Annotated in this window: 23 protein-coding genes; 9 read left to right on the top strand and 14 right to left on the bottom strand. The window is 33.5% G+C overall.

Going from position 1 to position 24,823, the window contains the following annotated elements; genetic code table 11:
* Nucleotides 1-23 precede the first annotated feature (23 nt).
* The 4 genes from Q0L29_RS11965 to Q0L29_RS11950 all read right to left on the bottom strand — a co-directional run bounded on the left by Q0L29_RS11965 (nucleotide 24) and on the right by Q0L29_RS11950 (nucleotide 6,140).
* Nucleotides 24-3,473, bottom strand: a complete 3,450-nt coding sequence (locus Q0L29_RS11965) for a PAS domain S-box protein (RefSeq protein WP_296621946.1) — start codon at nucleotides 3,471-3,473, stop codon at nucleotides 24-26.
* A 28-nt stretch (nucleotides 3,474-3,501) separates the two neighbouring features.
* Nucleotides 3,502-4,326: a GAF domain-containing protein gene (locus Q0L29_RS11960; RefSeq protein WP_296621944.1), complete on the bottom strand. Its 825-nt coding sequence runs from the start codon at nucleotides 4,324-4,326 to the stop codon at nucleotides 3,502-3,504.
* Nucleotides 4,327-4,693: 367 nt separating this feature from the next.
* Entirely contained in the window at nucleotides 4,694-5,287 is a 594-nt protein-coding gene (locus Q0L29_RS11955; RefSeq protein WP_296621942.1) for a chemotaxis protein CheB, read from the bottom strand.
* Nucleotides 5,288-5,309: 22 nt separating this feature from the next.
* Nucleotides 5,310-6,140, bottom strand: coding sequence for a protein-glutamate O-methyltransferase CheR (locus Q0L29_RS11950; protein ID WP_296621941.1), 831 nt, complete (start codon nucleotides 6,138-6,140; stop codon nucleotides 5,310-5,312).
* 302 nt (nucleotides 6,141-6,442) lie between these two features.
* Between Q0L29_RS11950 and Q0L29_RS11945 the strand changes: the two genes are divergently transcribed.
* Complete coding sequence (locus Q0L29_RS11945; protein WP_296621939.1) at nucleotides 6,443-7,783, top strand: saccharopine dehydrogenase C-terminal domain-containing protein; 1,341 nt, start codon at nucleotides 6,443-6,445, stop codon at nucleotides 7,781-7,783.
* Here the strand turns inward: Q0L29_RS11945 and Q0L29_RS11940 are convergent.
* The 8 genes from Q0L29_RS11940 to folP all read right to left on the bottom strand — a co-directional run bounded on the left by Q0L29_RS11940 (nucleotide 7,780) and on the right by folP (nucleotide 14,111).
* The gene (locus tag Q0L29_RS11940) at nucleotides 7,780-8,493 is read right to left on the bottom strand and encodes a methyltransferase (RefSeq protein ID WP_296621938.1); all 714 of its coding nucleotides are present in this window, start codon (nucleotides 8,491-8,493) and stop codon (nucleotides 7,780-7,782) included. The genes Q0L29_RS11945 and Q0L29_RS11940 overlap by 4 nt on opposite strands.
* A gap of 11 nt (nucleotides 8,494-8,504) precedes the next feature.
* The gene (locus Q0L29_RS11935; protein ID WP_296621936.1) at nucleotides 8,505-8,984 is read right to left on the bottom strand and encodes a hypothetical protein; all 480 of its coding nucleotides are present in this window, start codon (nucleotides 8,982-8,984) and stop codon (nucleotides 8,505-8,507) included.
* A gap of 52 nt (nucleotides 8,985-9,036) precedes the next feature.
* Nucleotides 9,037-9,486 carry a ribonuclease HI gene (rnhA, locus tag Q0L29_RS11930; RefSeq protein WP_296621935.1) on the bottom strand — a complete coding sequence of 150 codons (450 nt, stop codon included), beginning with the start codon at nucleotides 9,484-9,486 and terminating at the stop codon, nucleotides 9,037-9,039.
* Between the two features lie 196 nt (nucleotides 9,487-9,682).
* The gene (locus tag Q0L29_RS11925; protein ID WP_296621933.1) at nucleotides 9,683-10,246 is read right to left on the bottom strand and encodes a MarC family protein; all 564 of its coding nucleotides are present in this window, start codon (nucleotides 10,244-10,246) and stop codon (nucleotides 9,683-9,685) included.
* 54 nt (nucleotides 10,247-10,300) lie between these two features.
* The gene (locus Q0L29_RS11920) at nucleotides 10,301-11,353 is read right to left on the bottom strand and encodes an aminotransferase class V-fold PLP-dependent enzyme (protein WP_296621931.1); all 1,053 of its coding nucleotides are present in this window, start codon (nucleotides 11,351-11,353) and stop codon (nucleotides 10,301-10,303) included.
* Nucleotides 11,354-11,358: 5 nt separating this feature from the next.
* Nucleotides 11,359-12,132, bottom strand: a complete 774-nt coding sequence (locus Q0L29_RS11915) for an enoyl-CoA hydratase-related protein (RefSeq protein ID WP_296621930.1) — start codon at nucleotides 12,130-12,132, stop codon at nucleotides 11,359-11,361.
* A 270-nt stretch (nucleotides 12,133-12,402) separates the two neighbouring features.
* A complete protein-coding gene (cdaA, locus tag Q0L29_RS11910) occupies nucleotides 12,403-13,257 on the bottom strand; it encodes a diadenylate cyclase CdaA (RefSeq protein ID WP_296621928.1) in 855 nt (284 codons plus the stop codon).
* Entirely contained in the window at nucleotides 13,254-14,111 is an 858-nt protein-coding gene (folP, locus tag Q0L29_RS11905) for a dihydropteroate synthase (protein ID WP_296621927.1), read from the bottom strand. Before folP ends, cdaA begins: the two co-directional genes overlap by 4 nt.
* A 35-nt stretch (nucleotides 14,112-14,146) precedes the next feature.
* Here folP and Q0L29_RS11900 point away from each other — a divergent pair, with 35 nt between their 5' ends.
* The 3 genes from Q0L29_RS11900 (at nucleotide 14,147) to Q0L29_RS11890 (ending at nucleotide 16,364) form a co-directional block, all read left to right on the top strand.
* Complete coding sequence (locus Q0L29_RS11900; RefSeq protein ID WP_296621926.1) at nucleotides 14,147-14,692, top strand: DUF1599 domain-containing protein; 546 nt, start codon at nucleotides 14,147-14,149, stop codon at nucleotides 14,690-14,692.
* Between the two features lie 77 nt (nucleotides 14,693-14,769).
* Nucleotides 14,770-15,864, top strand: a complete 1,095-nt coding sequence (locus Q0L29_RS11895; RefSeq protein WP_296621925.1) for a BT_3928 family protein — start codon at nucleotides 14,770-14,772, stop codon at nucleotides 15,862-15,864.
* On the top strand, nucleotides 15,864-16,364 hold the full coding sequence (locus Q0L29_RS11890) for a shikimate kinase (protein ID WP_296621923.1): 501 nt from the start codon (nucleotides 15,864-15,866) through the stop codon (nucleotides 16,362-16,364). Before Q0L29_RS11895 ends, Q0L29_RS11890 begins: the two co-directional genes overlap by 1 nt.
* A gap of 42 nt (nucleotides 16,365-16,406) precedes the next feature.
* Here the strand turns inward: Q0L29_RS11890 and Q0L29_RS11885 are convergent, their stop codons facing one another.
* Together Q0L29_RS11885 and Q0L29_RS11880 are read right to left on the bottom strand one after the other, a co-directional pair.
* Nucleotides 16,407-17,954: a hypothetical protein gene (locus Q0L29_RS11885; protein WP_296621921.1), complete on the bottom strand. Its 1,548-nt coding sequence runs from the start codon at nucleotides 17,952-17,954 to the stop codon at nucleotides 16,407-16,409.
* A 117-nt stretch (nucleotides 17,955-18,071) separates the two neighbouring features.
* A complete protein-coding gene (locus Q0L29_RS11880) occupies nucleotides 18,072-19,481 on the bottom strand; it encodes a hypothetical protein (protein ID WP_296621920.1) in 1,410 nt (469 codons plus the stop codon).
* A 125-nt stretch (nucleotides 19,482-19,606) separates the two neighbouring features.
* Between Q0L29_RS11880 and proS the strand changes: the two genes are divergently transcribed.
* The 5 genes from proS to Q0L29_RS11855 all read left to right on the top strand — a co-directional run bounded on the left by proS (nucleotide 19,607) and on the right by Q0L29_RS11855 (nucleotide 24,690).
* Nucleotides 19,607-21,082 (top strand): proline--tRNA ligase, encoded by a 1,476-nt coding sequence (gene proS, locus Q0L29_RS11875; RefSeq protein WP_296621918.1) that lies wholly within the window; start codon nucleotides 19,607-19,609, stop codon nucleotides 21,080-21,082.
* Nucleotides 21,083-21,113: 31 nt separating this feature from the next.
* The gene (locus Q0L29_RS11870) at nucleotides 21,114-21,575 is read left to right on the top strand and encodes an NfeD family protein (protein WP_296621917.1); all 462 of its coding nucleotides are present in this window, start codon (nucleotides 21,114-21,116) and stop codon (nucleotides 21,573-21,575) included.
* A gap of 1 nt (nucleotide 21,576) precedes the next feature.
* The gene (gene floA / locus Q0L29_RS11865; RefSeq protein WP_296621916.1) at nucleotides 21,577-22,587 is read left to right on the top strand and encodes a flotillin-like protein FloA; all 1,011 of its coding nucleotides are present in this window, start codon (nucleotides 21,577-21,579) and stop codon (nucleotides 22,585-22,587) included.
* Between the two features lie 126 nt (nucleotides 22,588-22,713).
* Nucleotides 22,714-23,619 (top strand): PhzF family phenazine biosynthesis protein, encoded by a 906-nt coding sequence (locus Q0L29_RS11860; RefSeq protein WP_296621914.1) that lies wholly within the window; start codon nucleotides 22,714-22,716, stop codon nucleotides 23,617-23,619.
* A complete protein-coding gene (locus Q0L29_RS11855) occupies nucleotides 23,620-24,690 on the top strand; it encodes a glycosyltransferase (RefSeq protein ID WP_296621912.1) in 1,071 nt (356 codons plus the stop codon).
* Nucleotides 24,691-24,823: the final 133 nt, after the last annotated feature.

The raw sequence follows: 24,823 nt of genomic DNA, 5'->3' as shown, positions 1-24,823 counted from the left end.
ATTTATAATTAAACTTTTCCCAGTTAAAATCTAATACCTATTAAGAGTACATCGTCTGTTTGCTTATAGTCTGCTTTCCAGTTTTCCCAAGCTTCGTCAAATATAATATGTAGTTCATCCATAGATTTACTGTGATTATCGACTATTGTCTGTCTTAAGCGCTTAGGTCCATATTTTCTGTTTTGTGGCCCACCAAATTGATCTGGATAACCATCTGAACAGAAAAATACTGCATCTCCAGTTTTATATTTGATTTTGTGATTATCAAAATTGGTTTGATTTCTATAAATACCTCCACCAATTGGGAATTTATTACCCTTAATTTCGTCTAATTCGCCATTAGCATGCAAATAATATAATGGACGATGAGCACCTGAGTATTCTATTTGATTCTTTTTCTTATCAATCTTACAGAAAGCAATATCCATTCCGTCCTTGGTGGTAGAATCATCCCTATCCTGACGTAAAGTAGAAGTAACACCAGCATCCAACTTATCTAAAATTATTCCCGGATCGCTAATTTTCTGTGACCTTACAATATCGTTTAATAAGAAGTAACCTATTAATGAAATCAATGCACCTGGCACACCATGTCCAGTACAATCTACAGCTGCAATATAAATGACGTCATCTACTTCAATATACCAAGGGAAATCGCCACTTACTACATCTTTCGCCTTATAGAGAATGAATGAGTTTGGTAATTTTTGTTGAATAACCTGATTGTTTGGAAGGATAGCTCCTTGTATACGCTTAGCATAATTAATAGACTCAGTAATTTTCTTGTTCTTACTGGCAATTTCTAATTCAATTAATTTTCTATCGGTAATATCATGAGAAACAACCAAAATAGATTCCAACACCTTCTCTTCATCATATTCAGGAATAGCATTCACTTGCATCACCCTGTCCCCCATTTCAGACGGGAAGTCTACCTCCTCTGTGACTTTCTCATTCTGTTCTCTAACTTTTTCTAACAACTGAGCCCAAGCTTCAACTATTTTTGGTTCAATATCGGCTTCATGTAATCCTTTCTGAATGACTTCATCAGGTCGTTTGCCTGTATATCGCTCAATCATTGGATTTACATAGAAGAACTTGCCTTCATTATCAATTCGAGTAATCAAATCAATAGAATTTTCAGATAAGGCTTGCATTTTACTTCTCATGCGCTCTTCTTGTTCCGCACGTCTTCTTTCTGTAATATCTCTAGTGTTGAATATAATTCCTTGAATGGCAGGATCTTCCAATTGATTGGAACCTGTTACTTCTACCCATACATACTCATCATCACTATTTAAATATTGATGTTGCATGTTAATAGAATCATCAGGATTATCTATCAGGTACAAGAACTGCTCGTGAACTTCCTCTCTTGAATCTGGATGTACTTTATCCAGCTCTGTCGTATCGATGATGTCTTCTTGTCTGTAACCTAGAATCTTTTCTACTGAAGGCGAAATATAACGAACCGTTCCATCTTTTTCATAAATAGTAATAACCTCAGAAGCATTTTCAAGCAATAACTGCATACGTTTCTGAGTGCGGTTCACTTCTTCTATTTGATCTTCCAATCGTTGGTTCGTACGCTTCAGCTCTTCCTGAGTAGCCTCCATTTCTTCCGCATTCTGTCTCAATACTTCCTGTTGCTCCTGAAGCTCCTGACTCATTGTCTGTGATTCTGCTAATAACTTACGGGTTCTTTCATTTACTTTAATATTGAAGACCGTTCTAGCAATAATCAAACTAATTTCTTCTACGAACTTAACCTGACTGGAATCAAACTTATGGAACCCGGCAAACTCTAATACACCATAGACTTTTTCATCCGTAATCAAAGGAACTATTAATATACAACTAGGTCGTTGATCTCCCAATAGACCAGAAGTAACGCTTACATAATCATGCGGTATCTCCGTTCTTATTAATGTATCTTGTTCAATAGCCGATTGCCCCACTAATCCTTCTGCAAATTTGAATTGAGCCTTGAGATATTTCTTTTTGTTATAGGCATAACTTGATTTCATTTCCAGGAAATAATTCTCAGAATCATCATCATTTAAGACATAAAAGGCACCTTGAATGGCATCTATTTTCTCAGTAACATATTTTAATATCTCATCTCCTAATTGCTCTAAACTATCATTACTACGAAGAATTTCTCCTATTTCAGCAACACCTGTAACAATCCAATTCCTTTCCTTATCTCTCTTTTCGGCTTCTTGAATGGAATTTCTCATATTAATTAATGAGTTTCCTAATGTATCTTCTTCAGAGATAGGTTTAAAATCCGCTTGAAAATCTCCTTCCCCAATTTGCTTAGCAAAATTGGCTGTGCTTTTTAATGATGAAACATAACCATCTAGAATTAATGCCATTTCACCTATTTCATCATCTGATTTCTTTGGCACATTATTAGGTAAAATACCTTTCCCTAATAATTTTAGGGTTTCTTTTAAGGATAGAATTGGATTTAATAAAACTCTTGAAAATATTATGGATATAATAAGAGAAAGAAATAATATTATAACACCTGTATAAACAAATTTCTTGATTAATCCTCTTAACTGCTCTTGCACTTCTGCCTCTTTAACATGTGAAGCAATTCCCCACTCCACCGATGGAATATTACTCCATGCGGATAAAACCTCTTCTCCATCATAATTCACATCTTTAGCATATCCATTTTCACCTAATGCTGCTTTCTGTACACCAATTGAAGTTTCTTCTTTTAAAGTGACGGATGATGGTGCTAAGCTATCTGCAACTTGTTTTAAGGGAGAAAGAAATAGTGCTTGATTTCCACTCTGAACAGTTAAAATACTTTCATAAGTCTTAAACCCGGTAGAATTGGCTTTAACAAATTCATAAATTGGATCCATATTTTTCACCAATACTAATAAACCGGCAGGACTATTATAATCATCAATTAATGGCATCCCGAATAATACTAATTCTGTTTCGCCATATTCCTGAGGTTTATTGAAGGTTGCTGAGTTAATAGCTAAATTATAAAAATCTTCATCCTGATTTTTCAAGTTTTCACCTTTTGAAAGTAATTCAACTGAATTATTAGTATTGAAAATTATCTCACCGTTCAAATCAGTCAATAAAACTGCATCAATTGAATAATTTTCAACAAAAGTTCTTAAATCAGCTTCTATTTCAAATAAAACTGCCGCTTTCAAACTATCTGCATTTATAGTTGTATCCTCCTCCTGATACTTTCTAACCCCAGATTGAATGGACAATAAACCTGAAATATGATTCGCATTATTCTGAATCCCTTCAAATAAGTTGTCTATCTTCTCAGCTTTTTGTGAATTGTAAGACATTAATTTATCAAAATTCAATTTTTCAATTGAATCTCGGTTCATGTTATAAGTAATAAAACTAACCGTTATAACGCTTACCAATACTACAAAAAGTAAAATTGTAGTGATTTTAGTCCCGATTTTTATGTTTTTAAACATATTGAATTCTTTGATCCTAAAAAATGAATTATTGTTTTTCTGTTTCCTTTTTCTGTCCTTTATCCAAATCATTTGCTAACAAAGCCAATGACTTTTCAACTAATACCTCATGAGATTTTTTAAATGCTTTGAAAGATGCAATTTCCGCTACACCTAAAAGCTTTTCATCCTTCATGATAGGGCATAATATTAAATGTGCCGGATTTGATTCTCCCAAGCCTGATAATATTTTAATATAGCCTTCAGGTATGTCTGAAATATTGATCATTTTTTTCTCTTTTGCCACTTGACCTGCTAAACCTTCTCCAAATTCATATGATACTGTTTGGCTTTCCGGTAAAACAAAAGCATAGGCAGCAAATAATGTTATGACATTTTTATTATCCATTTTATCGGCTACATATATTGCTCCTTGACTAGCCTCTAATTGACCCGCTAAATAAGATAATAATTTCTCTGCCTTGATTTTATTGTTTGGTTCCTTTTTAATTTTAGCATTTATTTCTTTCAATTCTTCATCAACATCTGCTTCTACATTTTCCTCATTCTGCGTGTCTTTTGAATTTTTTTTCTCTTTAAATTTCTCAATGTAAACCACATTACTTTCCTCATCATTACCCTTGTTAAAAAGATGCAATAGAATTGAAACGAAACCTAACAGCACAGATACACCACTAAAAATATATAGCTCATTAAGAACGGGTTTTAATTCCGGTACTTCCGTTAAGCTTATAAGGTGGGTTTCATTTGCTATTCGCTCTGGAAAAATGAAAAGATAATAAGCTAAACCTATAATACTTAAAGTAAAAAGCAAAGAGGTAATAAGTGCTAAATTTTTATATAATGCTTTCATGTATATACTTCAAATTTTTTATTACTATAACTTGTCCCCTATTTCACTGGTTGCCCCAAAAGGATCTAGCTACAAATTTATTCCTACCAAAGGCAGGTAAGCTATCGTTAATTGAAATATTAAGATATCTAAAATTTATGCTCATTTCAAATGAATACATCCCTGAATAAAAAACACTAAATTGTTTATTAAATATTATAAATTAAGAATCATTAAAACTCTAAAAATATATTATTATACTTAATTAAATTCACCTTTCAGTCAAGGCGTCATAATACTTTTTATTTCCAAAAAATGATATGTTTGAACTGTGCAAACATCATCAAATATATATAATTGTATTGCTTTTCAGGCAAAAAATTAAAAATCATTTATACAATTTGTCTAATTCCTTTAAGAATTCAACAATCTCTTGAACTTTTAAGGTGTAATCGATTTCAGTAATATTTCTTGCCGCTGTAGGCATAGTATCTATCATACATTCCTCAGGATCTTGAATAATTGTTAACCCTTTTCTATCCTTAATCCTCTTCATCCCTAATGCACCATCTTTATTGGCACCTGATAGTAAAATACCAATTAATTTATCTCTATAATTATAGGCTGCTGTTTCTAAAGTAATATCAATTGAAGGCCTTGAATTATTAAACATTTCTTCGGTTGAAAGGGCTATTGAATTCCCTAACTCTATAGATAAATGGTAATTAGCGGGAGCTAAATATACTTTTCCTTTTTTTATATTTTCTTTATCATAAGGCTCTACTACCGGCTTAATACTTTTAATAGACAAGGCCTCTACAAAACCATTGCGTACATGTTTCAATCTATGCAAGCACAGGATAATAGGTAAGCTGAAATCGGCTGGAATTGCAGAAAGAATTTGGGTTATTCCCTGAAAACTACCTGCAGATCCTCCAATTACGATTGCTTTATATTTATTATCAAGATTAAATCGAGCCATTGAGTACTATTTTGTACAGACCTCAGTCTTTGATTTTTTTATAAATTTTCTCTTCATTATTTACTACAATGAATTTATTAGCTATTTCGCACCAGATTAAAGATTCCTTGGAGCCTATAACCAAATAGCCATATTTGAATAAACTTTCGTGATGCTTTTTCAATACTTCATTTTGCAGATTTTGATTGAAATATATCATCACATTTCTACAGAGGATTAAATCGAATTTGTTAAAAACCACACCCTGAACTAAATCATGCTCTCTAAAAGAGACATTCTGAATCAGAGATTTATCCATTACTGCCTTACCATTTTCTTCTTTAAAATAATCCTTAAAATTACTTTTGCCTTCAAAACGGATATAGTTCTTTTCATTTAGCTCCATATTTTTCATGGAGTAATGACCCTTCTTAGCTTTTTCTAAAATGACTTTGTCAATATCTGTGGCAATGATTTTTGCTTTTTCTAATATTCCCATTTCTTTAAGCAAAATAGCCATAGAAAAAACCTCTTCACCGGAGGAGCAGCCGGCATGCCAAATGCTAATAGTATTGTGATTTAATAAAATATTAGGAATCACATTATCTCTCAATTCTCTCCAAAAAGGAGGATCTCGAAACATCTCTGTTACATTCACTGTAATTTCTGCAATAAATTCATCAAAGAAAGATTTATCGTCCTTTAATCTTTTGATTAATAAATCAGCAGACCCGAATTTATAGAGCTCCATAATTCGAAGTATCCTTCTTCGAAAAGAGGACATAGCATAATTGGTAAAATCATATTTGTATTGCTCCTTTACCAATTCCGTAATGCGCCTCAAATCCGATATTTCTATATCCTGTCTATTCATGTGGATTATGCATCAGTTCTACTTAAAATCATTATATTCTATCAATTAATAAAAATCAATTGAAAAAACATGTTAAATCTATGTTTTATGTAAAAGTTTCTTAAATCATTCCGCTTAGTAAAAGGATGATCTAAGATTAATTAAATGTCTTTAATATTAAGATTAATTAATTATAACTGCAATAATAAAGAGCTGTTCTTACAATTTGTTAAACATTTAATGTTTTTCGACTAATTTTTTCATCTCTCGGTTTTTTGTGGGAATCATATTAATAACTTTGCCCACTGGAAACTAAAAAAACTATGCAAAACATTTTATTATTAGGAGCAGGAAGGTCTGCTACCTCATTAATCAACTACCTTAAAAAAAATGCTGAACAAGAAGAATGGCATGTTAAAATCGGAGACTTTGATATTAAATTAGCTGAAGAAAAAGGAGGGAATCATCCCAATACTTCAGCTGTTCAGTTTGATATATTAAATGAAATCCAAACAAAAGATGAAATTGCAAAAGCAGACTTGGTTATCTCTATGTTGCCAGCGCGATTCCACCCAAAAGTAGCTTCTGCTTGTGTTGACTTGGGCAAACACATGGTCACGGCCTCCTACAATAGTCCTGATGTGGAGGAATTATCAGATATAGCGAAAAGCAAGAATATCTTAATACTAATGGAATGCGGATTAGACCCGGGAATTGATCATATGACCGCAATGGAGGCTATGGATAACATTAGTGAAAAGGGCGGAAAATTAACCTCTTTTAAATCATACACTGGGGGATTAGTGGCCCCTGAAAACGACAATAATCCATGGCATTATAAATTCAGTTGGAATCCAAGAAATGTGGTTTTAGCAGGACAAGGAGTGGCTCAATTTATACGAAATGGAAGATATAAATACATTCCCTATCATAAATTATTTTCCAGATACGAGACAATAGAAGTAAATGGATTAGGTGATTTTGAAGGCTATCCAAATCGAAATTCATTAAAATACAGAACAATTTACGGCATTGAAGAAATCCCTACATTAATCAGAGGGACTTTCAGAAAAGCAGGGTTTTGTGATGCCTGGAATATTTTTGTCCAGTTAGGTGTAACAGATGATACTTATAAAATGGAAGGATTAGAGAATATGAGTAAAAGAGATTTTATTAATGCATTTCTTCCCTATAATAAAACTCAGCCCATTGAAGAAAAATTATGTCTCAATTTAGGGATTAAAAGAGATTCTGAGACTTTCAAAAAATTGGAATGGTTAGGTGTTTTTGAAGATGCAAAAGTACCCATTTCAGATGGAAGTCCAGCTCAGGTTATGCAAGCCATAATGGAAGAAAAAATGAGTCTGGATCCGGGCGATAAAGATATGATTGTAATGCAACATCAATTTGAATATGAGCTCAACGATAAAAAATATAGATTAGATTCTTCAATTGTATCAAAGGGTGATGATCAATTAGAAACCGCTATGTCCAAAACTGTGGGCTGGCCTTTAGGGATTGCAGTGAAAAATATTCTAAACGATAATATTAAATTAAGAGGGGTTCAAATCCCTATCAAAAAGGAAATCTATGATCCTATTCTTAAAGAATTAAACAACATGGGAATACAGTTTAATGAAAATGAAATAGAAATTAAAGACTAAAAAATAGTTAAGAAGTTTTTCATTAAATTAATATATGAGGGATGGAAATCATGATTTTCGTCCCTCACTATTATCTTTTGCTTATCTTTATTTTGTTTACCTTCTTCCCTATCAAAAACATTAAAAAGCCTGATTATTTTACTTTCTGCTTGATGCCGTAATTCAACACTTTTCTTGCATTGAAATCCTATTGCATTCATCTCCTTTTCAAATAAGGACATTTCAAAAGAGGGGAGCATAATATGAACCTCACCAATTTCAGCCAGATTTAGATCAATCCCTTTAGCTAAAGCTTTAAAAGAAAGATCATTAGTATGGTAGGCCGTATTTTTACCGTGATTAGTTTCAGATTGCAAGTTATTTTGAAAGAAAGGAGGATTTGAAAAAATCACATCATACTTAATCTCAGATTTAAATTGATTGAAATCGCTCAAAACTGCAGTTAACCTATTATTCCATCGTGAATTCTTGAAATTTCTATCTGCTTCATCATAAGCATTTGGATTTATTTCTAAAGCTTTTATTTCAATTTCAGGATATCTTTGAGCCAACATTAATGAAAGAACGCCTGTCCCCGTTCCCACCTCTAATACCTTTTTAGCATTTAATTGAAGTTGAAGAGCAGAAGCAAAGACTGTGGCATCTGTAGTGATTTTTGCCGGACTTAGCTTCTGCTCCACTGAAAATTCCTTGAATTTGAAAACAGACAACTTTTATTTATCTAAAAATAAAACCTAAATGATACACCGCCACCAAACCATAACCCTGGTTCTGGAGCTAAATCTAAGGTAGGTTTAAAATCAACACCAATAACGAATGGAATTTCTGTCAACATATATTCCAATCCTAAAATACCATCTGCTCCAACAGTAAACCCTGTTCCTCTTCCATTAAAATAGTAATTCGGACGTGCAATATTGTCATCGAAAACTCCTATATGAGCACCAGCACCATAATACCAGTTCAAATAGGGTACATCAAATGCATTGACATGCTTTTCATATAATCCAGTAAACTCAAAACCTCCTCTGTAACCAGAAACAAGACCTTCTAATGCATCAGTCTTATTAATGAAATGTTTTCCAGTTATAGCTGTTGGAAAACCTCCTCTCACACCAATAGCTGTTTTGTAATCCTGTGCAAGGATGGAATTAGAACCAATTAACACAAATACTATAATTAATAATTTCAAATTTTTCATAAACCTAAATTTTATTCAACAAACCTTACCAACGAAATAAACATTGTTCAGTTTATCTGTTTTCAAACCCTTCATCAATCAGGTGAGGACCATTTTCTGCTTTCGCTACTGCCAATCGATCACAGCGCTCATTATCAGTATTGCCTGCATGACCTTTCACCCAATGGAAGTGTAGATCATAACCCTTAGAAACTTCCAAATATTGCTTCCACAGGTCAATATTTTTCTTTCCTTTAAAGCCTTTTTTTACCCAACCAGAAAGCCAACCTTTTGTAATTGAATCAATTACATATTTTGAATCACTATAAATATGAACTGGATGTTTTTTAGTTTTTAAACTTTTTAAGGCTACTATTATTCCCAACAACTCCATTCTATTGTTTGTGGTATTTCGATATCCCTCTGAAATTTCTTTCACTTTATCTCCAAAGCGCATTACTACTCCATAGCCACCAGGACCAGGATTACCTAAAGCAGAGCCGTCTGTATAAATGGTAATCATTTTATGAATTCTAAAATTTAATAGTAAAAAAATTTAATCTGTCCTGTTTGTGCGGACATATCTCCAGTTGCTAAGCATCATGCGATCACGGACAATTTTCTCTTTTTAAAAAAAAGGAAAAAAGAAAATTTCCAAGATGACGCATTGATGTTGTTTAACCAAATAGAAAATTCTAACTCAAAAATATAAACCCCAATTAAAAGAAGTTTTTAAATAATTTGATAGAAATCGCCAACAATATTATTCCAAATACTTTTCGCAATATACTAAATCCTGCCTGTCCGATTTTCCTTTCTAACCAGCCACAGGTTTTCAATACTATAAAAACCAAAATTAGATTAATGACCACACCTATGATAATATTTAATGTTTGATACTCTGCCTTTAATGAGATTAAGGTGGTCATGGTCCCTGCTCCTGCAATGAGTGGAAATGCTATAGGCATAATAGAGGCACTGCTAGCAGAAGCATCTTCATGTTTAAATAAGACTATTCCTAAAACCATTTCCATACCTATTAAAAACATCACAATGGCACCTGCAATGGCATAAGAAGCCACATCGATTCCAAAAAGCTTCAGAATAGATTCTCCTAAAAAAAGAAAAACAAGCATAATTACACCAGCCACTACTGTAGCCTTTCCAGATTGTACATGACCAAATTTCTTTCGAAGGTCAATCACAATCGGTACAGACCCTAAAATATCAATCACCGAAAAAAGGATGAGGGAAACAGAAATAATTTCTTTAAAACTGAGCATATCGTTAAAATTTGCGCAAAAGTACGATAAGAAAATCAGCTTTCAACCAATTTTTTAAAAACGATATAAGAAATTAATCAAGTCTATATAGTGTTTATTCGGGATAGCAGGGAAATTGGCAATTCTCAGAGTGATTTCTTTCCATTGACCATATCCATTACCCAATATAATCCCTTCTTTTTCAGCCTCTTGCTTTAAATCCTGAATGAATTCTTTTTCACCCTTTAAGCAAAAAATGGTGTCTGATTGATGCTCAGAAGAAGGAATTAAGGGTTTTAATTTTTCAATTTTTAGAAGTTCATTATAAAACTTCTCTTTTCTTTCCTTTAAGTTTTGATGAATTGAGGAAATGTTCTCAATATTTTGCATCAAACGATTAAGCAAATAGACATTTGCTATGTTGGGCGTATGATGAGTTTGGTTATTCTGTACGTTTTTTAAAATGAAATTGAAAGAATTATAGTGTTCACTTTCATTAATTTCTTTAGCTCGCTCTATTGCTTTTGGACTAACCACCATCAAAGCCATACCTGCTGGAAGTCCGAAACACTTTTGCACTGAAGCATACCAAATATCTCCCAAATCCCAATCGAACTCATATCCCGCCATAGAGGATGTAGCATCATAGGCAATTAAGCTATCTGGAAATTGAGCTCGAACTTGCTTTTGAAAACTTTCACTGATTGCCGTTCCGTTTGAGGTTTCACTATGAGTGAAAGCTAATAACTCCGTATTCTTATCTAATGAATGAGGTAATGGATTTTCATTCAATTCAAATGGTTTTTTTACAGTCTCAGGATGAATTTTCTGGGTATAGTCCGCCCATTTTTCTCCAAAAGCTCCATTGAAGAAATGATAGGACTTATTTCTAATAAAAGATTGCGCTATAATTTCCCAGCATTCAGTAGCAGAGGAAACCACTACAATCTCATAATTCAATGGAATATTTAATTTAGACTTTAGCAGGATTTTAGTAGATGAAAATAAATCCTGGAAAGCATTCGATCTATGATTCCTTTCCAAGATCCCTAAATCCATGGCCTCCTGAAAATATCCCGCCACTTGCGGATATATTTTAGATGGGCCTGGATAAAAATTATAGTTCATTTGAATTATTTACCCTTAAATTCGGGCTTTCTTTTATCAACAAAAGCATTCATACCTTCCGTCTGGTCCTCGGAAGCAAAGGTTAAATAGAAGTTTTTACGTTCGAAGTGCAATCCTTCATCAAGATGCGTTTCAAAAGCTCTATTAACAGATTCTTTTGCCAATTTAGCTGCTACCGGTGACATTTGAGCAATTTGTTCTGCTAATTCAGCAGCTGCTTCCAAATACATCTCGGTAGGTACAACTTTATTAACCAAACCATAATGCAAAGCTTCATCAGCACTAATGAAATTACCTGTTAAAACCAGTTCCATTGCTTTAGCTTTCCCAACAGCTCTCGTTAATCTTTGAGTTCCTCCTGCACCAGGCATCACCCCTATTTTAATTTCAGGCTGACCGAATTTAGCAGATTCTGAAGCTACTATCATATCGCAAGTCATGGCTAATTCACAACCACCACCCAAAGCAAAACCAGAAACTGCTGCAATTAAAGGTTTTTTAGTTTTCTTGATTTGATCCCAGGTACTGAATTGATCAACATTGAGCATATCAATAGCCGTTTTACCTGCCATTTGTTTAATATCTGCTCCAGCTGCAAAAGCTTTTTCATTTCCTGTTAAAATAATAACTCTAACATCCTCATCTTCATCTAAGGTCTTTAAAGTATCCTTTAATTCCGTCATCAACTGTAAATTCAAGGCATTCAATTCCTTAGGCCTGTTAAGATTGATGAGAGCTATATGCTTTTTAAATTGTGTGTTTACTTTTATGAATTCCATAATGTAAATATGAAAAAGCAGAGGTGTATAAAAAAGAAAAACCTTCTTTTTTCAAAGAAGGCTTTTCGTGTTAAACAGGTGTATGAATAAAATTTGTGTTTGTAATAGTATATACTTTAACTCCCCAAAAAGTAACCCCTATTATTAAAAATATTTTAATTTATTAATAAATAATTAGTAAAGCTCTCATAAACAGATATTTACAAGGTGATATTATTTGTAATATTTTAAATTTTTGGAAAATTGAAGGAATAGAAAATCAAAGTTTAACTATTTAACAGTTTCCTGTTCAGTGGTTTCTTTTTTACTTTCTTTCGGTTTTTTCTTTTTATCCTCAGTCAAGTAATCATTTATTTTGGATCTGATCTCCTGATTTGATAAGTTATGGAAAATAGTACCATTTCTTGCTACTGATAATTGACCTGTCTCCTCAGAAACAATTAAAATGACCGTATCAGTAGCCTCTGACATTCCTATTGCAGCCTTATGACGCAAGCCAAATTGGGCAGGAACATCTTTTTCTGTAACTGGCAAAACACACCTTGCGGCTCTAATTCGGCCCTTATGAATAATAACCGCTCCATCGTGTAAAGGACTTGTTTTATTGAATATTGAAATCAACAACCTTTTTGAAACAATAGCATCAATTAAATCACCAGACTCTGAATAAAACTTCAATTCAGATCCTTTTGAAAGCACAATTAATGCCCCTGTATTTGTACCACCTAAGGATTTGGAAGCCTCTATTAATGGTGTAATATTAAATTCATCGCCTGCTTTTCTTTTCTTCCAAGGAAGATTAGATAAAAAACCATTTTCAGAATTAAAAGACGTGGTTTTCCCTAAAAGCAATAAGAATTTACGAATCTCTTGTTGGAATAAAATAATAGCGGCAATAACTCCAACGCCCATAAATTGACCTAAAATAGCAGAAAGTAATTCCATTTCTGCTGCTCTAACTACAAGGTAGATTAAATAGAGTGATAAAAACCCTACAAAAATCCGGACAGCCACGCTACCTCGCATCAAACTATAGACTTGAAATAATAGAAAACTAACAAGCGCTATATCTAATACATCTACTATACTAACTTCTAAAAACCCTATGTTAAAACCTAATATCAATTTTTCAGTTGGTTAAACAATTTTACAGTTTCTACTGCTTCTTTTACATCATGTACTCTCAAAATATTAGCGCCATTCATCAACGCTACCATATTTAATGCGGTTGTACCATTTAACGCATCCACAGCTTTAGCATCTAATAATTTGTAAATCATGGACTTTCTTGAAATACCTATGAGCAATGGACAATCTAATTCCTCAAAATAGGATAAATCATTGAGCAATTCATAATTCTGCTCAAGGCTTTTTGCAAATCCAAAGCCAGGATCAATGATAATATCGTTTACTTGTAAAGAACGTAACTTCTCAATTTTCTGACTTAACTCGAAAACCACATCTTTTATCAAATGATTATATTCTGTCAAATTTTGCATGGTAGCAGGAGTTCCACGCATGTGCATCAAAATATAAGGCACTTTAAGTTGCGATACAGTCTCAAACATTTTATCATCCAGATTCCCACCTGAGACATCATTAATTATGGTAGCTCCGGCCTGAATAGCTTCTTTAGCAATTCCAGATCTAAAAGTATCTATAGAAATTACGATCTCAGGGAATTTTTGGATTAATTTTTTTATTAATGGTATCACCCTTTCCCTTTCTTCCTTAAAAGAAACCTCAACAGCATTTGGTTTGGTTGAATACCCTCCAATATCTATAATATCGGCACCATCTTCCAGCATTTTTTCAATCCTTACCACCGTTTTCTCTACATCAACATTCCGACCTCCATCGTAAAATGAATCAGGAGTGGCATTAACTATCCCCATTACTTTAGGGTATGACAAATCAATCAAGTTCCCTTTAAGGAGAAGTGTTTTTTTATGAGAAAATGCTTTATCTTTCGCTTCCAAATATTATTAAAGTAGAATTTTTAAAAAAACGGTAGTTGATGACGCAAACCGAAAGCGAATATAAGCAAGTTATTGCGCTGTGTAAAGATGTTTTTGAAAAGAAAACAAAAGATTATGGTACAGCATGGAGAATATTAAGATTACCCTCCATAACAGACCAATTATTTATTAAAGCTCAGCGAATTAGGTCCATTCAAGAAAAAGGGATGCAAAAAGTTGATGAAGACATAAAAAATGAATTTATTGGAATCATCAATTATTCAATCATTGCAATAATACAAGAATCGCTAGGTGAGAATACATCACTGGAAATTCCTGTAGAAGAGTTAATGCCAAAATTTGAGAAAGTTGCAAATGAGACTTTGCAACTATTATTGGATAAAAATCATGATTATGGTGAGGCTTGGAGGGATATGAGAGTAAGTTCGATCACCGATATTATTTTGATGAAACTATATCGAGTGAAACAAATAGAAGACAATCAAGGTAAAACCCTCATATCTGAACCCGTAAAGGCTAATTATCAGGACATGATTAATTATGCCGTTTTTTGTTTGATTAAATTGAATGAAGTCAATTAGACAATTACTTGATAATCACATTCAAATGATAAGTTTTTATATCATTTGAATTCTAAACACAAATAAAAAATAAAATTATGAAGATATTAATCGATATCGTAAGGTACATAGTAGGTGGATTATTCATTTTTAGCGGATTAGTAAAAGTAGTTGACCCAGTTGGAACCGCTATTAAATTAGAAGAATATTTTGCCGTTTTTGCCGGGGATATCGCTTCGTTTTTCTCCATTTTTGAGCCCTATGCATTAGTGATTGGAATCATCCTAAATGTACTGGAAGTGACCCTTGGTGTTGCTTTAATTATCAGATGGAGAGTAAGGTACACCATGAATCTGCTCAGTATCATGATTGTATTTTTTACTTTTTTAACTTTTTATACAGCCTATTTTAATAAAGTTACTGATTGCGGCTGCTTTGGAGATGCGATCACTTTAACTCCATGGCAATCGTTTACTAAAGATATTATCTTAGTTATCTTAATTGGATTCTTATATATCAACATTAATAAAATTAAAGAAAGCACATTTGCCGCAAAAAACATCATAGTGGTATGTGTAACAGCTATAAGTTTCCTTCTTTGTATTTATGCAGTAAGACATTTACCTCCGATCGATTTCAGAGCTTATAAAGTAGGAACTAATATTCCAGATGCTATGAAAGCTGAAGAAAGCCCAAAATTTCAATATACTTTTGAAAAGGATGGAAAGAAAATTAAGACTTATGAATATAAATCTGAAGAAGACGGATATAAATTAACGGGGCATGAAATAACAAATACAGAAGCTTCAACTCCAAAAATCACTGATTTTGCTACATGGAATGAATCAGGAGATAAAACTCAAGATGTACTAAGTGGTAAGAAATTATGGATAGTAGCTTATGATATTTTGAATGCAAATACAGAAGGATTAATTGATATTAATGATCTTCTTTCAAGGCTTAGCCCAGATATTAAACCCATTATCTTAACTTCTTCTTCAGCGGAAGACATAATCAAAATAAGAGCTCTAAGAGGCATGAAAACAGATTTCTATTATGCAGATGCTACTGTTTTGAAAACCATTATTCGATCTAATCCAGGGCTTGTATTAGTACAAGATGGAACAATTAAAGCAAAATGGCACTTCAATGATGTTCCTGATCCTATTGATATCACAGAAAAATTAAACTAATGCGTTACTTCCTGTTAGGCCTGCCTGGAAGTGGTAAAAGTCACTGGGGCAAAATATGGTCCGAAAGTACAAAGCTTCCTTATTTTGATTTAGATGAAGTTATTGAAAATAATGAAGGGCAAAGCATAGCTGATATTTTCAAAAATGAAGGAGAAGAATACTTTCGAAATCTAGAGACTTTCTATCTCAATAAATTAATTGATAATTATAAGCCTTTAATGCTATCGACTGGAGGCGGTACACCTTGCTTTAATGAAAATTTGGAGCTGATGAATGCTAAAGGGACAACTATATTCTTAAACCCTCCTATTGAAGAAATTGCTGAAAGAATATCGAAACCCGTTGGTGGAAATAAAAGACCTATGTTTTCGGATTGTCATTCTATTGAAGATGTTCAGAAATTACTTTATGAATTAAAAAACAAAAGGCTTTCTTATTATCAAAAAGCTAATTTTGAATTAGAAAAATGGGAAGTTGATACGATTTTAAAACTGCAATAAAGACATTGCAATATCACTATTACAACATCTTTATTTATGAATTTAGAAAGTTTTCCCTAAGGTTAGCCTTAAACTCGCAATATTTGATTGAGACTTTATAATATCACTACCGGGATAAGCTGTTATATCCGGATTATTAAAGCTGCTTAATGTATAAGTTGCATCAGCAAAGAATCCATTTTTTCTCATTATACCGATACCACCTGAAATAGCCTGTCTATTTTGATCAAAATTACGATATGGATTATCGAAATATGCAAATCCAAGCCTACCTCTTAAAATATTCCACCTACCTTCTACGCCTACTTTTAGATTGAATGCTCCTTGTAAATCACTTCCTACATCAGGCGCATCTCCAGCAAAAGCACCATTCGTGCTACTATAACGAGCAGAAGTGTAATCAACATATTCGAGATCAGCAGTTACAAACCCATATTTAGACAAGAAAGCAGTAGCGCCAACAGAAATCTTTTGAGGTAATTTTAAGCTATAAGCTGGAACCTCATTTAAAATTTCTTCTTCATAGCTTACATTTTCCTCACTGGTTTCAGGATTAAATATAAAGAATGTTTCCATTGAAATATCCTGAGTTTCTGATAATGAAATAAAAGTAGGTGTAGTATATGAAAACCCTATATTCAGAATATTTAATGGTTTATAAATTCCTCCAATGGTAAATGCGGCTCCCGTTCCCGAAATAATTGTCTCCTCATTCAATTCCATATAATTCAGGAAATTATTATCAGGATTTTCCCTAAAATTTCTGACTTGTCTATAATTTAAAAAATTAATATTAACAGAAGCTCCTAAATATAGAACATCATTATAATTTGCTCCATAAGACAAGTCTAAAGTTGTTAGTCCACTATAGCTATTAATATTTTCAGTTTGATTAACAGATTGAGTTAAATAACCATCAGTATTACCATCATAATCATATCGGTCTACGATAAGGTTATCATCATTAGTTGTAAATGTCTGAAGCAAATAAGTTTGATAAGCCAAATATGAATAAGTATCTGAATTAGCAACATCCCTAATTTCATTTGTGTTGTTAAATACTCTAAAGCCTGATTCAGTTAGGAAAGGAAATAAAGCGCTTTCTGTAAAATCATAAATTAAACCATCAGCATTTTGTTCAACTGTGCCGTTATAATTAATATTATTATAAAAACTTTGTTTTTGATTGATCGCCACACCAAAAGTACCTGAAACCCATTTAGATCCAGCATATTCTTCAAATCTATTATGAAAAACCATTCCCATATTAGGGATTTGAAAATTTCCTCCCATATTTCGTGAACTTTCTCCTTCATATTGAGCACTATAATCTCCAATTCTCAAAACCGGAGAAATAGCCCAGGTAGATCGATTATAGAAACCTAAGCCAGCCGGATTACCGGAAATGCTACTAATATCTCCACCTAAAGAAACATTTGCTCCACCCAAGCCTACAAACCTAGCTGTTCCTCCTCCATCTGTCTGACTAAATCTTACAGCATCGGCTGTATATAATGGTACTTGAGCATATAAGTTGGAAGAGCATAGTATACTTATAAATATTATGAGAAAATATTTGAGCGTTGTCATTGGTTTAAAAGTTAATAGTACTTAAATAATTAGACAGAGATTCTCTGTAAACTTTAAAAAAAGAATTAAAAATAAGGGATAAAAAAAGCACCTAAGAATAGGTGCTTTTAAATATTATCATCCACCTCTTCCACCTCTAGAGGAAGAGCTGCTTCTTGAAGATCCGCTGCTTCTTGAGCTACTTCCGGAAGATCTGCTACTGGAAGAAGAGGATCTACCTACAGAGCTACTACTTCTAGAACTTGAAGAGGATCTACCATATGAAGAATTACCTCTACTTGAGCTTGAAGAACTACCGTATGAACTGTTTCTGCTAGAACTATTTCCAAAAGTAGCACTTCTATTATTGCTTGAGCTTCTACCAGAAGAGTAAGAAGATCTATTGGTTCTTGCACTATTATAGTATCTGGAACTATTATTTGCAGTAGAATTTGTTCTACCTACGCTTGAAGCGTTATCCGAAACGGTTCTGCTTCTGTTTCCAGAATAAGATGCAGTTCTAACATTATTATCTGAAGCTGAACGTGCATACTGAGCAGTTCTTGAAGTTCTGCTATATATAGAACTGTTGGCATTTTTCACATTAGCTGTTCTACTTGCAGTTGATCTATCCGAAACATTTGCAGTTCTTACTGAAGATCTATCATTAATTTGCAGAGCACTTCTACTTCTTTCAGTTCCTACATTTCTGCTTACACTATAATCCGCATTTGAATTCCTAGTTCTGCTACTCGCTACTCGAGCATTTGTAGCAGATCTGCTAATTCTTGGACTACTTGTATAAGTTCTGGTTCTTCGATTTAAATTATTATCAGCTAAATAGTGATTATTGTAAACTCCGGCATTATAACCATTATAGAATCCATGTCTATATCCATTGTTGTAACCCCACGCATAACTTGAACCCCAGAAAGGTCTTCTCCATGGATTTCTGTAAGCATAAGGGTTTCCCCAGAAAGGATCATAAAATGGATCATAAAATTCTCTTCCATAGCCCATAGACATATATGAACCACCCCAAGAATTAAATCCAAACCCCATATTGAACCCTGGACGCATCATAAATGGATCATAAAACCCTCCTCCATACATCCATGGATCGTTCCAACCATACATCATCGGGTTCATGCCTCCGTAATAATTATATACTTGAGTTTGTGCTAATCTTTGTCCATTTTGTGGATTAAGACCTCTTCTTGCTGCATTTTCATCATAGTACCATCCTTGCTCTTCAGATTGCTCTGCTGCAGGTGGTGCTTGATTTAATTCAGCATTTTGTTGATTCTCATTTTTTTGAAAATCATTAAGATTTTTGTCAGAAGACTCAAACTGATTATATGCGTAGCCTGATTTTTTTAATTCTTCAGCTTTACGCTTTTCTTCTATGGCTATTTTTTTATTTAATTCCTTTCTATCTTCGGAAGTAAAATACAAGTCGTCATTCTCAACTTTAAGATCAGTTTGCCCAAATCCGAGTTGCGGAGCAAAAAATATGCTGATTAATAATATAAAGCTTAAGGTTTTCATGGCTACATAATTTAATGTTTCTAATTTTACAACGATTATTATTGTAAATTGATTTCAATATATGAAAATCTATCGGGATAATAATCAATAAACATTGATACAAACTTCATACCAAAATTTATAAAATGGCCAAAGTATTACCAAAAAGAAGTGAAGATTACTCACTATGGTACAATGAATTAGTTAAAAAAGCTGATTTAGCGGAGAACTCTGCAGTGAGAGGATGCATGATCATAAAACCCTATGGATTTTCCATCTGGGAAAAAATGCAAAGAGAGCTAGATGATATGTTTAAGGAAACGGGGCATCAAAATGCTTATTTCCCTTTATTTATTCCTAAATCATATTTAAGTAAAGAAGCTGATCATGTGGAAGGTTTTGCTAAAGAATGTGCTGTAGTAACACACTACCGATTGAAAAATGATGAAAATGGAAAAGGAATAATAGTAGATCCGGAAGCAAAATTGGAAGAAGAGCTTATCGTAAGGCCTACATCGGAAACTATTATATGGAATACTTATAGGAATTGGGTGCAATCATACCGCGATCTACCATTATTGATCAATCAATGGGCCAATGTGGTGCGTTGGGAAATGAGAACTCGCTTATTTCTAAGAACAGCAGAATTCTTATGGCAGGAAGGTCATACAGCTCATACCACTAAACAAGAAGCCATAGAGGAAACTGAGAGAATGATTAATATTTACGCAGATTTCGCTGAAGAATTCATGGCTTTACCGGTAATAAAAGGCTTGAAATCTGAAAGTGAAAGGTTTGCAGGTGCTCTGGAAACTTACTGCATAGAAGGCTTAATGCAAGATGGAAAAGCACTACAAGCGGGAACATCCCACTTTTTAGGTCAAAATTTCGCCAAAGCTTTTGATGTGAAATTTGCCACAAAAGAAGGAAAGCAGGAATATGTTTGGGGAACCTCTTGGGGAGTAAGTACAAGATTAATGGGTGCATTGGTTATGGCTCATTCAGATGATGAAGGTTTAGTATTACCTCCAAGATTAGCTCCTATTCAGGTTGTGATAGTACCTATTTATAAAACTGATGAGGACAAAGATAAAATTGCAGAGGTAGCTGAGAACCTTAAGAAATCTTTAAAAAAGAAAAGGATAACAGTCAAATTTGATGATAGAGACACTCACAAGCCAGGTTTTAAATTTGCTGAATGGGAATTAAAAGGAGTTCCGTTGAGAATTGCTATTGGCCCAAGAGATCTGGAAAATGGTACGGTGGAATTGGCAAGAAGAGATACCAAAGAAAAGCAAACTGTAAATATAGAAGGGATTGAAAGTGTAATAGAAAACACGCTAGAGTTAATCCAGGAAAATATTTACAAAAAAGCTAAAGATTACAGAACTGATAATACCTATGAAGTGGATACCTATGAAGATTTTAAATCCCAACTAGAAAAAACCGGGGGTTTCATCAGTGCACATTGGGATGGTACAACAGAAACAGAAGAAAAAATAAAAGAAGAAACGAAGGCAACCATCCGTTGTATTCCATTGGATGCAGAGGAAGAAAGCGGAAAATGTATTTATTCAGGAAAGCCTTCAAATAAAAGAGTGCTTTTTGCAAAAGCTTACTGATTTTAACTATTTTTATTATTAATTTTAATTTATGGTAGGCATCACATTTCTTATTCTTGCAGGTTTAATCCTGATAATTGCGGAGTTAATTTTCGTACCCGGCACTACATTTGTAGGCGTAATCGGACTTTTACTCACCATAGTGGGTATCTTCTTGGTCTTTGATGAATATGGAGATGTAGCGGGTTATTGGACTACTGCAGCAACTGCAACCGTGACTATTATAGGTGTTATTTACAGCTTTAAATCAAACTCCTGGGACAGGTTTTCTTTAAAATCGAGTATCCAAAGCAAAGTAAATGATGAAGATATTTTCACTTTTCAAGTTGGCGAAAAAGGAAAAACAGTTTCTGACTTAAAACCTATTGGAAAAGCCGAAATTTTTGGCAAGATTTACGAAGTCAGAAGCAAAGGGGAATGGATAGGTGCTGGACAAGAAGTTGAAATAACCAGAATAGATTCTAAAAGAATATTTGTAGAACCAACTAAATAATATGGATACATCGTTAATTTTTATTGTAATAGCAGGAATAGTCTTATTTTTCGTATTCCTGTATTTTGTACCTATAAACCTGTGGATTACAGCAATTTTCTCAGGTGTAAAAGTAGGTTTGTTCGAACTGGTTTTTATGCGAATCAGAAAGGTTCCACCAAGAATTATTGTGGAATCAATGATTACCGCCACAAAAGCCGGCTTAGAAGTCACTACCAATGAACTGGAAACCCACTATTTGGCGGGTGGTAATGTTCCTAATGTAATTAAAGCATTGATATCGGCAGATAAAGCCAATATCACTTTAGGATTCAAACAAGCTACTGCTATTGATTTGGCAGGTAGAGATGTTTTTGAAGCTGTTCAAATTTCAGTTAATCCAAAGGTAATCACTACTCCGAAGGTAGCTGCAGTTGCTGCTGATGGTATTCAGCTAATTGCAATTGCAAGAGTTACGGTTAGAGCCAACATTCAACAATTAGTGGGTGGTGCAGGAGAAGACACCATTCTAGCTAGAGTTGGAGAAGGTATTGTAACTTCAATTGGTTCAGCTGCATCACATAAAAATGTGTTAGAAAATCCTGACAACATATCAAAACTGGTGTTGCAAAGAGGTTTGGATGCCGGAACTGCATTTGAAATTCTATCAATCGATATTGCAGACGTAGACGTTGGAGCCAATATTGGTGCAAAATTACAAACTGACCAAGCATCTGCCGACTTAAAAGTAGCAGAAGCTAAAGCAGAAGAAAGAAGAGCAATGGCCGTTGCGGAAGAGCAAGAAATGAAAGCTAAAGCACAGGAAGCAAGAGCTAAGGTAATTGAAGCTGAAGCGCAAGTACCACAAGCAATCGCAGAATCATTCAGAAGTGGTAATTTAGGAGTTATGGATTATTACAGAATGCAAAACATTCAAGCCGATACTGATATGAGAGATTCTATATCTGGAAGCGATAAAGGATCAAGCTCTGGTAAAAAACCAAGTGGCGGTAAGAAAAATGATGATAAATAAATCAATATCATAAGATTTTAAAAAATGGCTCTTCTTTTAATAAGTTGAGCCATTTTTTTTTATTCATCTCAAATTGCTAATTTCATTCCATTTACATTTCCTCAATCTTTTTTCTTATTTTCGGGCATGGCAAACACAATTAAATTTCAACTATTAGATGTATTTACATCAGAACCATTTGGAGGAAATCAATTGGCTATTTTTGATAAAGCTGACCATTTATCGGCTGAACAAATGCTTAAAATCGCCAAAGAATTAAACCTATCAGAATCAGTATTTTTAAATAAAGCAAGCGCTGAAGCCGATGTCAAAATGAGGATTTTCACTCCAGGTATGGAATTACCCACAGCCGGACACCCCACTATTGGCACTTCATATTATCTTTTGAAGGAAAAAGGCATTAATCCAAAAAAAGAGGGGGAATTACTCTTAGAACAAAAAATAGGGAATCTAAAAGTGCAATATGAAAAGCATGAAAGTGAAATCTCTAAAATCTTAATGGAGCAACCGTTGCCTAAATTTGAGCAAACTTTCAAAGATAAAAAACTAGTTGCAAGCCTAATATCCATTGAAGAAGATGAAATTGAAGAAGATTTTCCATGTAGAATAGTAAACTGTGGAAATCCTTTTTTGATCATTCCTGTCAGAACTTTAAGCTCTATTCAAAAGCTTAAGTTAAATAATGAATTATTTAGCGAAATATTGGATGAAATATTTATTACAGGAGTGATGGCTTTCACTATGGAAACTTTAAAACCGGAACATTTAACACATAGCAGAATGTTTGCCCCTCATATAGGTGTGTCAGAAGATCCTGCTACTGGCAGTGCACATGGTCCTTTGGCTTGTTATTTACATAACTATAATATGGCCGATTTAAGCGGGCTATCTATAGGAGAGCAAGGATACGAAATGAGTAGGCCAAGCCAAATTAAGATGAAAATAGAGCAAGAAGAAGGCAAAATCTCAAAAGTATTGGTAGGCGGTTCATGCGTTCATATTGGAGGTGGTGAAATCAGAATACCAGAATAGATGGAACGTAAGAAAATCCTCTTTGTATGTCCCTACCCTTTTGATGAAGCCCCTAGTCAACGATTCAGGTTTGAACAATATCTCTCTATTCTCAAGAAAGAAGGATTTTATTATCAATTAGCTCCATTTTTAAATTTAAAAGCCTGGAATATTCTATATAAATCTGGTAACAGTTTTCAAAAACTCCTCTGGCTTAAGCTTTCTTTCATTAAACGTCTTTTCTTATTATTTCAACTGCATCCTTATGAATTTATATTTATCCATAGGGAAGCTACTCCCGTTGGTCCTCCTTTTTTTGAGTGGGCAGTCCGTTTTATTTGGAGGAAAAAGATTCTCTACGATTTTGATGATGCTATTTGGCTAGAAGACCCAAATGAAAAAGGAAGCCTGAAAGCTAGATTAAAATGGAAGTCAAAAGTAAAAAGCATTTGCAAATGGAGTTATAAAGTAAGTTGTGGAAATGAATATTTAACTCAATTTGCCAAAGAATTCAACAAACAAGTAGTACTTAACCCTACTACTATCGATACTGACTATCACAAAGAATTAAAGGTGCCAAATACTAATAAAATTACAATTGGATGGACAGGAACGCATTCTACCCTACCCTATTTAAAGCCATTAATCCCTATTTTAGATAAGCTTTTCATTGAATTTGATTTTGAATTATTGGTTATTTCCAACCAAAAGCCTGATTTTGATGTCAATTATATGCGTTTTATAGACTGGAATAAATCCAGCGAGATAGAAGATTTGAACCAAATTAACATTGGCGTTATGCCATTAACTGATGATATCTGGAGTCAGGGTAAATGCGGTTTTAAATTATTGCAGTATATGGCCATTAGAAAGCCCGTTATTGCTTCTACTGTTGGAGTTAATGAAAAAATAATAAATGAAAGCCAGGCGGGGTTTTCAGCTAAAACAGAAAAAGAATGGAGTAAATCAATAGTTAAGCTTTTGACTAATAATGAACTTAGAAAAGATTTAGGAAATAATGGAGCAGCTTATATAAAAGACAATTATTCTGTTCACTCCAATAAAAATACATTTTTAAGTTTATTTGAGTGAGCAATACAAAATATTTAAATATTCAATAAATTTCAATACTTTTATACATATGTATCACTAAAATCAATCAATATGAAAAGAATATTTACAATAGTAGTTTTAATTACAGTAGCTGCTTTAGCAAGTAATAACT

Source organism: Marivirga sp., assembly GCF_024636815.1.
Classification (GTDB): Bacteria; Bacteroidota; Bacteroidia; order Cytophagales; family Cyclobacteriaceae; genus Marivirga.
This window is presented reverse-complemented; position numbering and strand designations above follow the sequence as displayed.

What these genes read in the sequence shown, in the direction of transcription:
- Q0L29_RS11870 (WP_296621917.1), top strand. Translation starts at nt 21,114, where the DNA reads ATGGTAGGCATCACATTTCTTATTCTTGCAGGTTTAATCCTGATAATT.
- Q0L29_RS11895 (WP_296621925.1), top strand. Translation starts at nt 14,770, where the DNA reads ATGAAGATATTAATCGATATCGTAAGGTACATAGTAGGTGGATTATTC.
- proS (WP_296621918.1), top strand. Translation starts at nt 19,607, where the DNA reads ATGGCCAAAGTATTACCAAAAAGAAGTGAAGATTACTCACTATGGTAC.
- Q0L29_RS11885 (WP_296621921.1), bottom strand. Translation starts at nt 17,954, where the DNA reads ATGACAACGCTCAAATATTTTCTCATAATATTTATAAGTATACTATGC.
- Q0L29_RS11855 (WP_296621912.1), top strand. Translation starts at nt 23,620, where the DNA reads ATGGAACGTAAGAAAATCCTCTTTGTATGTCCCTACCCTTTTGATGAA.
- Q0L29_RS11960 (WP_296621944.1), bottom strand. Translation starts at nt 4,326, where the DNA reads ATGAAAGCATTATATAAAAATTTAGCACTTATTACCTCTTTGCTTTTT.
- Q0L29_RS11935 (WP_296621936.1), bottom strand. Translation starts at nt 8,984, where the DNA reads ATGAAAAATTTGAAATTATTAATTATAGTATTTGTGTTAATTGGTTCT.
- Q0L29_RS11950 (WP_296621941.1), bottom strand. Translation starts at nt 6,140, where the DNA reads ATGAATAGACAGGATATAGAAATATCGGATTTGAGGCGCATTACGGAA.
- Q0L29_RS11915 (WP_296621930.1), bottom strand. Translation starts at nt 12,132, where the DNA reads ATGGAATTCATAAAAGTAAACACACAATTTAAAAAGCATATAGCTCTC.
- Q0L29_RS11955 (WP_296621942.1), bottom strand. Translation starts at nt 5,287, where the DNA reads ATGGCTCGATTTAATCTTGATAATAAATATAAAGCAATCGTAATTGGA.
- Q0L29_RS11925 (WP_296621933.1), bottom strand. Translation starts at nt 10,246, where the DNA reads ATGCTCAGTTTTAAAGAAATTATTTCTGTTTCCCTCATCCTTTTTTCG.
- floA (WP_296621916.1), top strand. Translation starts at nt 21,577, where the DNA reads ATGGATACATCGTTAATTTTTATTGTAATAGCAGGAATAGTCTTATTT.
- Q0L29_RS11945 (WP_296621939.1), top strand. Translation starts at nt 6,443, where the DNA reads ATGCAAAACATTTTATTATTAGGAGCAGGAAGGTCTGCTACCTCATTA.
- Q0L29_RS11860 (WP_296621914.1), top strand. Translation starts at nt 22,714, where the DNA reads ATGGCAAACACAATTAAATTTCAACTATTAGATGTATTTACATCAGAA.
- Q0L29_RS11965 (WP_296621946.1), bottom strand. Translation starts at nt 3,473, where the DNA reads ATGTTTAAAAACATAAAAATCGGGACTAAAATCACTACAATTTTACTT.
- Q0L29_RS11880 (WP_296621920.1), bottom strand. Translation starts at nt 19,481, where the DNA reads ATGAAAACCTTAAGCTTTATATTATTAATCAGCATATTTTTTGCTCCG.
- Q0L29_RS11890 (WP_296621923.1), top strand. Translation starts at nt 15,864, where the DNA reads ATGCGTTACTTCCTGTTAGGCCTGCCTGGAAGTGGTAAAAGTCACTGG.
- Q0L29_RS11920 (WP_296621931.1), bottom strand. Translation starts at nt 11,353, where the DNA reads ATGAACTATAATTTTTATCCAGGCCCATCTAAAATATATCCGCAAGTG.
- rnhA (WP_296621935.1), bottom strand. Translation starts at nt 9,486, where the DNA reads ATGATTACCATTTATACAGACGGCTCTGCTTTAGGTAATCCTGGTCCT.